At 63.4% G+C, this 12,428-nt stretch carries 13 protein-coding genes; 5 read left to right on the plus strand and 8 right to left on the minus strand.

Features of this window, described 5'->3' with window-relative positions; genetic code table 11:
* Positions 1 to 184: 184 nt before the first annotated feature.
* Entirely contained in the window at positions 185 to 1,183 is a 999-nt protein-coding gene (locus tag JAB1_RS26025) for an LLM class flavin-dependent oxidoreductase (protein WP_070282448.1), read from the minus strand.
* 214 nt (positions 1,184 to 1,397) lie between these two features.
* On the opposite strand from JAB1_RS26025, the gene JAB1_RS26030 reads away from it, so the two are divergent.
* Positions 1,398 to 2,903 carry a dipeptidase gene (locus tag JAB1_RS26030; RefSeq protein ID WP_070282450.1) on the plus strand — a complete coding sequence of 502 codons (1,506 nt, stop codon included), beginning with the start codon at positions 1,398 to 1,400 and terminating at the stop codon, positions 2,901 to 2,903.
* A gap of 194 nt (positions 2,904 to 3,097) precedes the next feature.
* Positions 3,098 to 4,225, plus strand: coding sequence for a M24 family metallopeptidase (locus JAB1_RS26035; protein ID WP_034784489.1), 1,128 nt, complete (start codon positions 3,098 to 3,100; stop codon positions 4,223 to 4,225).
* A 41-nt stretch (positions 4,226 to 4,266) separates the two neighbouring features.
* Here the strand turns inward: JAB1_RS26035 and JAB1_RS26040 are convergent, their stop codons facing one another.
* Positions 4,267 to 4,746 (minus strand): hypothetical protein, encoded by a 480-nt coding sequence (locus JAB1_RS26040; RefSeq protein ID WP_070282452.1) that lies wholly within the window; start codon positions 4,744 to 4,746, stop codon positions 4,267 to 4,269.
* Between the two features lie 221 nt (positions 4,747 to 4,967).
* On the opposite strand from JAB1_RS26040, the gene JAB1_RS26045 reads away from it, so the two are divergent.
* Positions 4,968 to 5,246: a hypothetical protein gene (locus tag JAB1_RS26045; protein WP_139144689.1), complete on the plus strand. Its 279-nt coding sequence runs from the start codon at positions 4,968 to 4,970 to the stop codon at positions 5,244 to 5,246.
* A 22-nt stretch (positions 5,247 to 5,268) separates the two neighbouring features.
* Here the strand turns inward: JAB1_RS26045 and JAB1_RS26050 are convergent, their stop codons facing one another.
* The 5 genes from JAB1_RS26050 to JAB1_RS26070 all read right to left on the minus strand — a co-directional run bounded on the left by JAB1_RS26050 (position 5,269) and on the right by JAB1_RS26070 (position 9,076).
* On the minus strand, positions 5,269 to 5,694 hold the full coding sequence (locus tag JAB1_RS26050) for a VanZ family protein (RefSeq protein WP_070282459.1): 426 nt from the start codon (positions 5,692 to 5,694) through the stop codon (positions 5,269 to 5,271).
* Between the two features lie 559 nt (positions 5,695 to 6,253).
* Positions 6,254 to 7,018 carry an SDR family oxidoreductase gene (locus tag JAB1_RS26055; protein WP_070282461.1) on the minus strand — a complete coding sequence of 255 codons (765 nt, stop codon included), beginning with the start codon at positions 7,016 to 7,018 and terminating at the stop codon, positions 6,254 to 6,256.
* A gap of 84 nt (positions 7,019 to 7,102) precedes the next feature.
* Positions 7,103 to 7,624, minus strand: coding sequence for a TPM domain-containing protein (locus tag JAB1_RS26060; RefSeq protein ID WP_070282463.1), 522 nt, complete (start codon positions 7,622 to 7,624; stop codon positions 7,103 to 7,105).
* Positions 7,624 to 8,460, minus strand: coding sequence for a TPM domain-containing protein (locus JAB1_RS26065; RefSeq protein WP_070282465.1), 837 nt, complete (start codon positions 8,458 to 8,460; stop codon positions 7,624 to 7,626). The genes JAB1_RS26060 and JAB1_RS26065 overlap by 1 nt, the downstream gene beginning before the upstream one ends.
* A gap of 1 nt (position 8,461) precedes the next feature.
* Complete coding sequence (locus JAB1_RS26070) at positions 8,462 to 9,076, minus strand: LemA family protein (RefSeq protein WP_034781723.1); 615 nt, start codon at positions 9,074 to 9,076, stop codon at positions 8,462 to 8,464.
* A gap of 167 nt (positions 9,077 to 9,243) precedes the next feature.
* Here JAB1_RS26070 and pyrF point away from each other — a divergent pair, with 167 nt between their 5' ends.
* On the plus strand, positions 9,244 to 10,068 hold the full coding sequence (pyrF, locus tag JAB1_RS26075) for an orotidine-5'-phosphate decarboxylase (RefSeq protein ID WP_034781724.1): 825 nt from the start codon (positions 9,244 to 9,246) through the stop codon (positions 10,066 to 10,068).
* Positions 10,069 to 10,203: 135 nt separating this feature from the next.
* Here pyrF and sbcB read toward each other — a convergent pair whose 3' ends face one another.
* Positions 10,204 to 11,652 (minus strand): exodeoxyribonuclease I, encoded by a 1,449-nt coding sequence (gene sbcB, locus JAB1_RS26080; protein WP_070282467.1) that lies wholly within the window; start codon positions 11,650 to 11,652, stop codon positions 10,204 to 10,206.
* 146 nt (positions 11,653 to 11,798) lie between these two features.
* Between sbcB and JAB1_RS26085 the strand changes: the two genes are divergently transcribed.
* The gene (locus tag JAB1_RS26085) at positions 11,799 to 12,428 is read left to right on the plus strand and encodes a DUF5610 domain-containing protein (protein ID WP_070282469.1); all 630 of its coding nucleotides are present in this window, start codon (positions 11,799 to 11,801) and stop codon (positions 12,426 to 12,428) included.

Raw genomic sequence — 12,428 nt, forward strand, 5'->3', positions numbered from 1 at the left:
GCGAGACAACTTTCTTGGAGTGATGCTTTTGGATGAGCATGATAGCGGGGCTGCGCATTTCTTGCCGGGCGCGGCCGATTTTGCGGTGGGGCGGCAGGCAACGCAGCAGGCAAAAAAATCCCGGCGATCGTTGCCGACGGCCGGGAAAAGGGTATAGGGGGATATACCAGGGGAGACTTAAAACTTACTGTGCGCGGGCCAGCTCCGCATGCACCTGCGCCGTGATTTCATACGAACGCAGGCGGTGCTGGTGCTCGAAGATCTGCGAAGTGATCATCAGCTCGTCGGCGCCTGTTTCGGCGATGAAGGCGGCCATCTTCGCCTTGACGGTGTCCGGCGCGCCGATGGCCGTGCAGGACAGCACGGAATCGAGCATGGCGCGTTCCTGCGGACCCAATTGCTCCAGGTAACCGGGCACAGGCGGCTGCAGGCGCGACGGGCGGCCCGTGCGCAGGTTGACGAAGGCCTGCTGCATCGACGTGGCGCGCAAGTGCGCTTCGGCATCCGTGTCGGCGGCAAACACATTGAAGCCCAGCATCACGTATGGTTTCGCCAATTGTTTTGACGGCTTGAAATGTTCGCGGTAATACGCCACGGCTTGCATCATCATCTGTGGCGCGAAGTGCGAGGCGAATGCATACGGCAAGCCCAGGTGGGCGGCCAGCTGGGCGCCGAACAGGCTGGACCCGAGTATCCACACGGGCACTTTCGCGCCCTTGCCGGGCACGGCCAGCACGCGCTGGCGCGGCTCGTCGGACATATAGTCGATCAATTCCAGCACGTCTTGCGGAAACTGTTCCGCGTCGGACTGCAGGTCGCGGCGCAGGGCGCGCGCCGTCGTCTGGTCGGAGCCGGGCGCGCGGCCCAGGCCCAGGTCGATGCGGCCCGGGTGCAGCGCTTCCAGAGTACCGAACTGTTCCGCGATGACCAGCGGAGAATGGTTGGGCAGCATGACGCCGCCCGCGCCCACGCGGATGGTCCTGGTGCCGGCCGCCACATGGGCGATCACGACGGCCGTGGCGGCGCTGGCGATGCCGGGCATGCCGTGGTGTTCGGCCAGCCAGTAGCGGTTGTAGCCCCAGCGTTCGCCGTGCTGCGCCAGGTCGAGCGTGTTCTTGAACGACTGGCTGGCGTCGCTGCCTTCGGCGATGGGGGCCAGGTCGAGTATGGAAAATGGAATCATGGTAGCGATATCGGGACGTGGTGGAAAATCACAATGGACGATTTGTCTATCCCCTGACGACAATAGGGTCGGCCTTGGAAGCGGCAGGGATGACAGGCTGTGCACATGATAATGCGAATCGGGAATTTGCGTACTGATCGGTAAAAAACTCGTATCGATTGGAAATCGGTGCGGGCAATGCTAGAGTGGGCCTCCCCACTTTATGCGCCCCGCCATGTTCAAGAAACCCATCCTGCTGACCCTGATTGGCCTGCTGCTGCAGCCCTCCGTTCACGCCGCGCCCATCAGCCTGCAGGCGCAGGAAACGGCGCGCTACGCGCTGGCCACCTATCCCGAACCGCTGATCGCCAGCCTGGCGAAGATGGTCAGTTTCAACACGGTGGCAGACCCGGCCGTACCGTTTGCCGCGAATCCCCAGCACACGGGTTTCAAGCGCTACCTGGCGGCCGAGGCGCAGCGCCTGGGATTCGACTTCCAGGAGCATGGCCATGTGGTGATCATCGGCATGGGCAGCGGCAGCGAGCGCGTGGGCGTGATCACGCACGGCGACGTGCAGCCCGTGAATCCCGCCAAATGGGCCCGTTCGCCGTTCGAGCTGGACCGTACCAGCGAACCTGGCAAGCTGCTGGGACGGGGCACGGAAGACGACAAGGGGCCGATCGCCACGGCCCTGTACGCGATGAAGGCTATCCAGGACCAGCAGGTGCCGCTGAGCAAGCGCATCGAGCTGTACGTCTACATGGCCGAGGAATCGGACTGGGAACCGCTGAAACAGTTCCTGAAAACCCACACGCCGCCGCAAGTGAACATCACCATCGATGCGGAATACCCGGTGGTGACGGCCGAGAAGGGCTACGGTTCCATCAAGCTGACCTTGCCGCCGCGCACGGCCATGCCGGCGGGGAAGGGCCCTGTGCTGACGCAGCTGACAGGCGGCTTTTTCGGCAGTCAGATCCCGGAAGATGCACAAGCCGTGATCGACCACGCGCCAGCCGCGCTGGAAGCGGCCATCCGCGCCCGCGCGCAGCAGCAACAGGGCGTGCGCTACAGCTATGCACGCGATGGCGGCACCTTGACGGTGACGGCGCTGGGCGTGTCGGCCCACTCGTCGAAACCGGAAGATGGCATCAACGCCATCAGCATGCTGGCCGACGCGCTGGCCGTGCAGCCGTGGCAGGGCACGCAGGCGGCCGACATGCTGTCGTTCCTGAATGAACTGGTGGGCACGAGCATCTACGGCGAACGCTTTGGGAAGATCGCTTACCGCGACGGCTTCATGGGGCCGATGACGGTCGCGCCGACCGTGCTTAAGCAGAACGGCGGCGCGCTGGAACTGACTATCAATTTGCGCCGTCCGCAAGGCAAGACGGCGGCCGTGCTGCAACAGCAGGTGACGGCCGCGTTCGAAGGCTGGAAGGTGCGGCGCCATGTGCCGGCTACCCTGCAGGTGCAGATCGGTGAACCGTGGCTGCAGACGGCGGCGCCGCAGATTCCCACCTTGTTGTCCGTCTTCGAACACTACACGGGCATCGCCAATCCGCAACCGGTGGCCATCGGCGGCGGCACCAATTCGCGCCTGTTCCCGAATGCCGTGAGCTTTGGCCCGGCCATGCCGCACACGGTCTACACGGGGCATTCCGAACATGAGTTCATCACGGAAAAGCAGTTGCTGTTGAACTTGCAGATGTACACGGCCGTGTTGATTGAACTGGCGAAATAGCCGCTTGCAAAAATAGCGGGAAGTCATAGACTGCAAGCCTGAGACGAGGCCAGGCACTGAACTTTTTATGCGCGCGCCGGTCTTAAGTTTCCATGTAGGAAGGGAGCAGCTATGCATGCACAACAGGATTCCCGGCTGGTGCCAGGCAGGGCAGGCGGGGTGGCGCCGCGCCGCATCCCGCACGAGGGGCGGTCATGAACTGGCCGCTGGAGCTGGAAGTGGCGCACAAGCTGGCGCAGATGCGGGGCTGGCTGGAAGACCAGCGTGCCGGTGCCGTGCGCCTGCGCGGCGTGGACTGGTTTGCGTGGGCCACGGCGGGCGCATCGAACAGCCATTGTCATACGACCGAGTGCGGCTGCGCGGAAGTGCTGGTGACGCGCGATGCCGCCTACATCCTGACGGACGAAGCCGAAGCCATGCGCATGCGCGAGGAAGAAGTGCGCGGGCCATGGACATGGCAGGTGTCGCCCTGGATGCAGCCGCAGCTGTATGAATTGCGCGAGCATTTCGTGCAGCATGCGGCCGGCGGCGCGCCTGTCTTGTCCGACCGGCCCGGCTTGCACGAACGCAGCCTGCCTGTGGCCCTGCGCGAAGAGCGGCTGGTGCTGCTGGAATCGGAGCAGTTACGCTACCGGCAGGTGGGGCTGCTGGCAGCTGGCGCGGCCGCCGATGCGCTGCGTCAGGCCCGCCCCGACTGGAGCGAGCTGGAACTGGCTGCCGCGTGTGCGCGCGCGCTGTGGCTGCGCGGCTTGCAAGCCGTGTACGTGCTGGCCAGCGGTGGGGAGCGCCAGCACCGTTATCGGCGCGCGCCGCCAGCCCAGGCGGTGCTGGGCAAGCAAGCCGTGCTGGCCTTGTGCGCGCGGCGTTTCGGCCTGTGCGCCAGTCTCAGCCGTCAACGGCGCTTCGGCCCGGCGCTGCATCGGGCCGACGGCGCGGCGGTGGTCATGGACGATGCCGATGCGGCCATGCTGGCGCTGGAAGCGGTGGCGCTCGACGCTTGCGAAACGGGCCATGCGCTGAGCATGGTGTATCACGCGCTCGACAGTGCCTACGCCTATGCCGGCCAGCCCGACACGGTGCGCACCAGCCGGCAGGGCGGTATCCATGGCTACCTGGCGCCCGAAGTGGCGGCCGGCGCGCACACGGAAATCATCCTCAAGCGGGGCATGGCGCTGGCCTTTCACCCCAGCCTGCCCGGCAGCACGGTGGAAGACACGTTTTTGCTCGACGGCAGCCATTTGCACAATCTGACGCACGACCCGGCCTGGCCTTCGGCCGTGGTGCAGGGGCGCAGCCGGCCGTTGACCCTGGCGCTGGCTTGATGCGGTCAGTTGCGACCAGCATCGGCCAGTGCCGGTAAATATCAATAGCGCTGCATCACGCCTTTTTGCACGCTGACCCGCTCGCCGATCTGGAAGGCGGGCTGGGTATTTTGCACAAAGGTGCGCGTCGTGCCGTCGTCCAGGCGCAAGGTGACGCGATACAGCATATTGCCCGCCGCCCCCGAGGTGCTGCCGGCCGTGCCCGACGTGCCCGCCTGCATGTCGGCACTGCCTTGGTCCATGCTGCGCGGCACGGTTTCTATCGACTGCACCGTGGCCGAGCTGATGTTCAGGGTGGACTGGTTCGCGTCATTGCGCATGTCGCTGCTCATGGCGTTGCCGGTATCGGTGGCCGTGCTGCTGGTGGTGCTGGCCGTACTGCTTGGCGGCGTCGTGCCGGCCGGTGCGGCATAGGTTTCGCCGCTATTGCTGCGTGCCAGGCTGGTTTTGTCCGTGGACTGGCAGGCCGCCAGCAAGGCGCATGTCAGGCCGGTCAGCAGCAGGGTTGTTTTCGATCTCATCTTGGTCTCCTCATGGTCGCACACTCAGGATCGGCACCCGCGGTGATTGCGGATAGCCGCGATTGCTGCATGTAAGAGCATGGCGGAGCAGGTATGTTCGGCGCCCGTCATTGTCGATTGAGCTAGATCAAGAGTCCAATTGCCGTGCTTGGTATAAAAGATGCTGGCAATTACCACTTCGTGCGGCTGCACGCTTCCTCACTGTTGAATCGGGAGAAAAAATGTCATCTGGCCCTACCGCAAAACTGATCGATGAGTTGGTGCTGGCCGTCGGCGGCACCGCGCGCGATGCCCGCGCGCGCCATGTCCTGGCCCAGGCCTTGCATGGCCTGGTGCGGCTGGCGCGCTCGGAACAGTTGCTGGACATGCAGCGCGATGCGGCACGCGCCATGGGGGCCGGCAGCCGGCGCGAGGCGCGCGCCCTGATGCGCCGCCTGGGCGCGCGCAGCCAGGGACAGTTGCGGCTGGAATTGCAAGATAGCGAAGCGGACCGCGCCTGACGGGCGCGAGTCATCTCCCCGTTCAGGCTTCGGGCCGCGGCACGCCCTTGCCAAGGGCGGCGGCGACCATTTTCGGCCAGAGGAAATACAGCGGCAGGCAGACCGCCACGGCGGCCGTGATATCGACCACCCAGTCGCTGACGGCGCCACGTCGGTAGGGCAGGAAACTCTGGATGAACTCGTCCAGCGCGCCCATGGCCGCCACCATCAGCACCGACAGCAGCGCGCGGCGCGCCATGCCGCCGCCCGTGCCGCTGAACAGGATCAGGGCCAGCACGCCATAGCCGAAGGAATGCAGCACGCCGCCTGATGCATACTGGCCCAAGTCCGCGCGCACGCCGGGGATGTCGCCGATCAGGATCACCAGCACATACAGCAGCAGCGCAGTGCGGTAGCGCAGGCGTTCGTGGCGGTCGGCAAAACAGAGTTCGAGCAGTGGTGCAGGCATGATGCGTCAGGACAGGTGGAAAGGCCGTCACAATATCATGGGCATGGCGGGCCGCCATGTTTTTGCGCAAGAGCTTGCCGTGCAGGCAAAAAAAGGCCCGCGGGGAGGCGGGCCAAAAACCCAAATGAAATGGGTCAAGAGTTGAGAGTTGCTCGGTACTCACCATGTCGCGCGCCTTGCCGGCGCCCGCCACGGTCATGAAAGGGGAGTGGTGTGCCATCGCGGCACACCTGTCTGTAGTCAGGCATATCGGTTGCCTGTACAGCAGATGAAGCAAGTATAGGGGGCGAAGATGACGGGCTGATGACACGCCGCAACATTTTTTTGCGACGAGCAGAAGGACAGTGAAGAACGTCTGTCATGGCAAGAATGGCCATGTTTCAGCAGTGATAGCAAAAAAAAGCCCGCTGGTGAAAGCGGGCTTAAAACTATTTTCTTGGAGGAGAATAGTGGAGACAGGTGCATTATGCTGCGTCGCACGATATGTGTCTAATGGTCTTTTCAGATAACCATTATCGTTTTTTGATATAACTGCCTGTAGTTCTGCCTGTCGCTGCCTTCATTCCTTCACGGCCACCGTGTAGTTGAGCGCCATGCGTCCGCCATCGACATAGATGGTCTGGCCCGTCATGTAGGTGGCGTCGTCGCTGGCCAGGAAGGCGGCGATGCCAGCCACTTCTTCCGGTTCGCCGCAGCGGCCCAGCGGCGTGCGCGACAGGATCGTGTGGCGCGCCTCCGGGCTCGACAGCACTGCCTGCTTGGCCAGTTCCGTCAGGATGGTGCCTGGCCCGATGCCGTTCACGCGCACGCCATGCGAGGCCAGGTTCAAGGCCATGACCTTGGTCAGCTGGTTGATGGCGCCCTTCGACACCACGTACGGTACCTGGTTCGGGATCGCCAGTTCCGCATTCACGCTGGACATGTTGATGATGCAGCCAGTATTGCGCTTGACCATTTCGCGCGCCACGGCCTGGCCGCACAGGAACATCGATTTCAGGTTGATGCGCATGACCCGGTCGAAATCGTCTTCGCAGACGTCGAGGAAATCGGCCGCGTGCGTGACGCCCGCATTGTTGACGAGGATATCGATGTGGCCGAACTGGGCCAGGGTTTCCTTCAGCATGGCATCCACGTCCGCCTTCTGGCTGACGTCGGCGCAAAAGAAGCGCGCCTGCGGGCCGAGGGCGGCGGCCGCCTGTGCGCCTTCTTCCTTGATGTCGACCAGCATCACTTGCGCCCCTTCGGCGATCAGGCGGGTGGCGCAAGCCAGGCCGATGCCTTGCGTGGCGCCCGTGACGATGGCGGTTTTATTGATCAGTCTCATGTATGCTCCTCGGCGGTAATAGGGGCCGCTGCCCGGGCCACCGGCCCGCGCGGCAATGGGCAGATTTTAATCCCTGGACGGGAATCAGAGGAGGATGGGTTCGTTTGGCAACTGGTTGCCGCGCGTGCCATCGGCAGGGAAGTGGCTTTGCAACAAGGTATTCAGCTGCTGCAAGGCATCCAGCGTGCTGTCGTGGTAATTGCCGTCCTTGAAGCCTTTGGTCATGGTGCGGCACACGGCTTGCCATTGTTCCGGCGTGACGCGCCGGCCCACGTTGCGGTCAGCGACGATATCGACCTGGTGCTCGGCCAGGTTGATATAGATCAGTACGCCAACGTTGTCTTCCGTATCCCACACGCCATACTGGGCGAACAGTTCGCGCGCCCGCTCGCGGTTGCTCACGCCCTGGTACGCCATGCCCGGCGTCAGGGCCGCTTCGACGATCAGGCGCACTTCCGCCTGGTGCATCGCTTCACCGTCGGCAATCGCTGTCTCGATGGCTTTCAGGGTGCGTTCCGGAAATGCCTGGCGCGCCGTCGCCGGCGTGCCCCGCAAATGTTTCAAGGCCCGTCCGCAGCGCTGTCCGAATGTCAGTTGTTTCGTCATTACCAATCTCCCGAGGCGCCGCCGCCGTCAAAACCGCCGCCGCCACCACCGAAACCACCGCCGCCACCGCCACCGCCAAAACCACCACCGCCGCCGAAGCCTCCGCCGCCGCCGCGGTTGTTCAGCGCCTGGCTCAAAATGCTGCCCAGCACGACGCCGGTGGCACCGCTGGACCAGTTGCTGCCGCGCTGCAGCCGCGTCGGCCCGCCGCGCGAGCGGAACAGGGTCAGCACGACGAGGAAGCCGAAGAACAGCAGCGGCAGCCAGAAGGTCATGCCGCCCGCTTCCACGGTCGCCGGCGCTTTCTGCTGTGCCGGGGCGGGGAATTGCTCCTGGTTCAGCAGGGTGGCAATCGACCCCACGCCGGCCACCAGGCCGCCGTAATAATCATTCTGCTTGAAATGCGGCGCGATCACGTCTTGCAGGATGCGTTTCGATTGCGCATCCGTCAGCACGCCCTGCACGCCGCGGCCCGCCTCGATGCGCAGGCGGCGCAGCGACGACGGGTTGTCCTTTGCCACCATCAGCAGCACGCCGTCATCGACGCCCTTGCGGCCCAGCTTCCAGGCATCCGTCACGCGGATGCTGTATTGCTCGATCGCTTCCGGTTCCGTGCTCTTGACCAGCAGCACGGCGATCTGGCTGCCCGTCTTGGCTTCGTAATCGGCCAGCACGCCTTCCAGCGCCGCCTTTTGCTTGGCGTCCAGCATGCCGGCGTCATCCGTCACGCGCGCGGCCAGCGGCGGCACGGGCTGCAAGCCCTGTGCGCCGGCTGGCGGCATCGTCCACAGCAGCAGCGCCGTCGCCAGCGCCGCCAGATAAGACCAGGCTTTCATCTTATTTGCCGAAGTTGACGGTCGGTGCGGTCGAGATGGCTTTTTCATTTTCCACCGTGAACGATGGCTTGACCTTGTAGCCGAAGACCATGGCCGTCAGGTTGTTCGGGAAGCTGCGCGCATGCACGTTGTAATCCTGTACGGCCACGATGTAACGCTGGCGCGCCACGGTGATGCGGTTTTCCGTGCCTTCCAGCTGCGACTGCAAGTCGCGGAAGCTGGTGTCGGCCTTCAAGTCCGGGTATTTCTCGGACACCACCATCAGGCGCGACAGGGCAGACGACAGCTGGCCCTGTACCTGCTGGAATTTCTCGAAGGCGGCCGGGTCGTTCAGCACTTCGGGCGTGATCTGGAAACTGGTGGCGGCGGCGCGCGCCTTGGTCACCGCTTCCAGGGTTTCGCGCTCGTGCGTCGCATAGCCCTTGACGGTGTTGACCAGGTTGGGGATCAGGTCGGCGCGGCGCTGGTACTGGTTGACCACTTCGCCCCAGGCTGCCTTGGTGGCTTCATCCTTGCTCTGGAAGTCGTTGTAGCCGCAGCCCGTCAGGACGCCGGCCAGGACGGTGACGCTCAGTGCCAGGCGCAGCCATTTGGTGAATTGATTGGTGATTTGCATGATGGGTTCCGTGCAGAGTAAGGGAGGTGAGGCAAATATACCTGAAACGGCCAGGGATGTCGGTTTAATAAGCGCTGGCCGCCGCGTCTGACCGCGTTGCCACGCCGTGGCAACGCCGCGCCGCGTTACAATACGGGGTTTGCAACTGAATATAGAGAAGGTGTGCCGTGAATTTCATCAATAAATTATCCGCCGCGTGGACGGCCAATAATTCCCTGCTGTGCGTGGGCCTGGACCCCGACCTGGCGAAACTGCCGGCCGAACTGCGCGATCTGCCTGATGGAATCACCACCTTTTGCACGCGCATCATCGATGCCACGGCCGACCTGGCCTGCGCCTTCAAACCGCAGATCGCGTATTTTGGCGCGCTGGGCGCGGAAAAGCAGCTGGAAGACATCTGCCGCTACGTGCGCGAAAACTATCCGCACATCCCGCTGATCCTCGACGCGAAACGGGGCGACATCGGCGCGACGGCCACGCAGTACGCGCGCGAAGCGTTCGAGCGCTACGGCGCCGACGCCGTCACCGTGAACCCGTACATGGGCGAGGATTCGCTCGATCCCTACCTGGCGTGGCAAGACCGCGGCGTGATCATCCTGTGCCGCACCTCGAACCCGGGCGGCTCGGACCTGCAATTCCTCGACACGGATGGCGTGCCCTTGTACCAGCGCGTGGCGCGCCTGGTGGCCGACAAATGGAACAAGAATGGCCAGTGCGCGCTCGTTGTCGGCGCCACCTTCCCTGAAGAACTGGCGCAGGTGCGCGCCATCGTCGGCGACATGCCACTGCTGGTGCCCGGCATCGGCGCCCAGGGCGGAGACATTGCCGCCACGGTCGGCGCGGGCCAGACGGCCAACGGCATGGGCATGATGATCAGCTCTTCGCGCGCCATCATCTATGCCACGCCGCAGGCTGGCGAAGACTACGCCGACGCGGCGCGCCGCGTGGCGATCGAGACGCGCGATGCGATCAATGCGCATCGTTCGGTTTAAGTTGCATGCATAAAAAATGCCGGGCTAGCCCGGCATTTTTCATTGGTAGGTCGGCTTGGCCGCATGGCGTAAGCCGACATGAGTCGTCGTCGGCACTTGTCGGATTACGCTTCGCTAATCCGACCTACCCGACTTTCAGTCGCGCATGGGCGCCACCATCTCCACGTAATCGTACAACTCCCCCAGAATTTCCTCGCCACGCTCATCCACGGATTCTGACAGCACGTCGATTTCCGTAAACAGCATTTCGATGGTGCGGGCGCCGCCGTCGCCGTCGAACAGGCGGGCAGCGCGGTGCTGCTCCCAGCGCAGGCTTTCCGCTTCGCTCAGGGTTTGCGGGAAATTGCGGGCGCGGTAGCGGAACAGCAGTTCCTGCAGGCGCTCGTCGGCAAACGAAGGGCGGGCCGTGGCCAGCTTGGCCGGCGTGTCGCGGCGCAGTGATTCGAGCAGGCGGCGGTCGTCGTTGCTGACGAAACCATTGTACAAATCTTCATCCACGTCCAGCGCGACATTCGCGCCCGGGCGCTGGAACACTTCGGCCCAGATGGCATCCATGTTCGGCGCCGTGGCGGCCAGCTGCGCGTTGACCTTCGCCGCGTCCAGATCGATGCCCCATTGCGCGGCCATGGCCGGCGACAGGGTTTTCAGATTGCCGACCAGCATGGGCGACTTGTTCAGGTGCACGCTTTTCACGGGCAGGCGCGTCATGCCTTCCGGCATGGCGTCCTTGCGCGTAAATAAACGCGTGCGGATGGTGTCCGCGTCCAGGGCGAACAGTTCGCGCGGATCGTAGGCGCAATCCCAGACGAGGATTTCGTTTTTATTGCTCGGATGCGTGGCCAGCGGCCAGACGACGCCCAGGCAGCCCCGTTCGGCGGGGAACATGCCGGACACGTGCAGGAAAGGCTGGCGCTCGCTGGCGGCCAGGTGCATGCCCATTTCGCTGGCGACCCTGTCCTTCTTGTGCAGGGCCAGGCAGAATTCGAACAGTTTCGGCTGTTTTTCCTTGATCAGGCGCGCCAGGGCGATGGTGGCGCGCACGTCGGACAGCGCATCGTGCGCCGCTTCGTGGGCCAGGCCATTGGCCTTGCTCAAGTGTTCCAGCCTGAAACTGGTCTGGCCATCGTCGCGCTTCGGCCATTCGATGCCTTCCGGGCGCAGCGCGTGCGTCATGCGCACGACGTCGAGGATGTCCCAGCGGCCGCAATGGTTTTTCCATTCGCGCGCATATGGATCGATCAGGTTGCGCCAGAACAGGAAACGCGTGACTTCATCGTCGAAACGGATGGTGTTGTAGCCCACGCCGATGGTGCCCGGTTCCGAAAAGGCCGCTTCGACGGTGGCGGCGAACTGGTGTTCGGGTACGCCCAGCTGCAGACATTGCTGCGGCGTGATGCCCGTGATCAGGCACGATTGCGGGTCGGGCAGGAAATCATTGGCAGGCTGGCAATACAGCATGATCGGTTCGCCGATCTCGTTGAGGTCTGCATCCGTGCGGATGGCGGCGAACTGGGCCGGGCGGTCGCGGCGCGGCTGGGCGCCAAAGGTTTCGTAGTCGTGCCAAAGAAAGGTCTGGTTAGTCATTGATGGTCGTTACTTGATGGGTTATCCGGGCCCGTGAAAGGGCCGCTGCTACAGTTTTCTGAAAACCTGCCGATACTACACGAGAGGATGGTCATCATCGCGTTTCCCGCATGGTGGCATACATTGCCTGTTCAAGGAGGTCTATCGTGTCAATTCCCATCGCCGCAAGCGGCAATTCCACCCCTTCCGTGACTTCCGTCAGTACGGGCGTTGCCGGCAAGGACGATAAAGTCCAGCAAAAGGACGGCGTCAACACTGAAATGAGCGTTAACGACCGCACCAAGCTGCAATTGAACGCGTCCATCATGCAGGCGTCGCTGAACGTGTCGATCGGTTCCGAGAACGAACCGCTGGCGCTGCTGTACAAGACGGCCATCACCAACATCAATGAAGCGCTGAAGGGCCAGTACGGCGAAGACGCGATCCAGAACGCGGCTTCGCAGGATAACAGCGCCGAAGCGACGGCGAGCCGCATTGTATCGCTGTCGACGGGGTTTTTTGATGCGTTCAAGAAACAGAATCCCGGCATGGACGACGATACGGCCCTGAGCAAGTTCATGGACACCATCAGCGGCGGCATGGAAAAAGGCTTCAAGGAAGCGCGCGATATCCTGGGCGGCTTGAAAGTGCTGAATGGCGATATCGCCGGCAATATCGACAAGACGTATGAACTGGTGCAGAAAGGCTATGCGGACTTCATCGCCGCGCACAGTAGCAAGAAGGATGATGCCGCCAAGCCGGATGCGAGCAAGCCGGCCGACAGCAAGGCTGCCTGA

Source organism: Janthinobacterium sp. MP5059B, assembly GCF_001758645.1.
Classification (GTDB): Bacteria; Pseudomonadota; Gammaproteobacteria; order Burkholderiales; family Burkholderiaceae_D; genus Janthinobacterium; species Janthinobacterium lividum.

Bases quoted from the DNA above. Each gene is read 5' to 3' on its own strand.
- JAB1_RS26030 (WP_070282450.1), top strand. From the start codon at position 1,398: ATGTTCAAGAAACCCATCCTGCTGACCCTGATTGGCCTGCTGCTGCAG.
- JAB1_RS26035 (WP_034784489.1), top strand. From the start codon at position 3,098: ATGAACTGGCCGCTGGAGCTGGAAGTGGCGCACAAGCTGGCGCAGATG.
- JAB1_RS26050 (WP_070282459.1), bottom strand. From the start codon at position 5,694: ATGCCTGCACCACTGCTCGAACTCTGTTTTGCCGACCGCCACGAACGC.
- sbcB (WP_070282467.1), bottom strand. From the start codon at position 11,652: ATGACTAACCAGACCTTTCTTTGGCACGACTACGAAACCTTTGGCGCC.
- JAB1_RS26055 (WP_070282461.1), bottom strand. From the start codon at position 7,018: ATGAGACTGATCAATAAAACCGCCATCGTCACGGGCGCCACGCAAGGC.
- JAB1_RS26045 (WP_139144689.1), top strand. From the start codon at position 4,968: ATGTCATCTGGCCCTACCGCAAAACTGATCGATGAGTTGGTGCTGGCC.
- JAB1_RS26060 (WP_070282463.1), bottom strand. From the start codon at position 7,624: ATGACGAAACAACTGACATTCGGACAGCGCTGCGGACGGGCCTTGAAA.
- JAB1_RS26040 (WP_070282452.1), bottom strand. From the start codon at position 4,746: ATGAGATCGAAAACAACCCTGCTGCTGACCGGCCTGACATGCGCCTTG.
- JAB1_RS26025 (WP_070282448.1), bottom strand. From the start codon at position 1,183: ATGATTCCATTTTCCATACTCGACCTGGCCCCCATCGCCGAAGGCAGC.
- JAB1_RS26070 (WP_034781723.1), bottom strand. From the start codon at position 9,076: ATGCAAATCACCAATCAATTCACCAAATGGCTGCGCCTGGCACTGAGC.
- JAB1_RS26065 (WP_070282465.1), bottom strand. From the start codon at position 8,460: ATGAAAGCCTGGTCTTATCTGGCGGCGCTGGCGACGGCGCTGCTGCTG.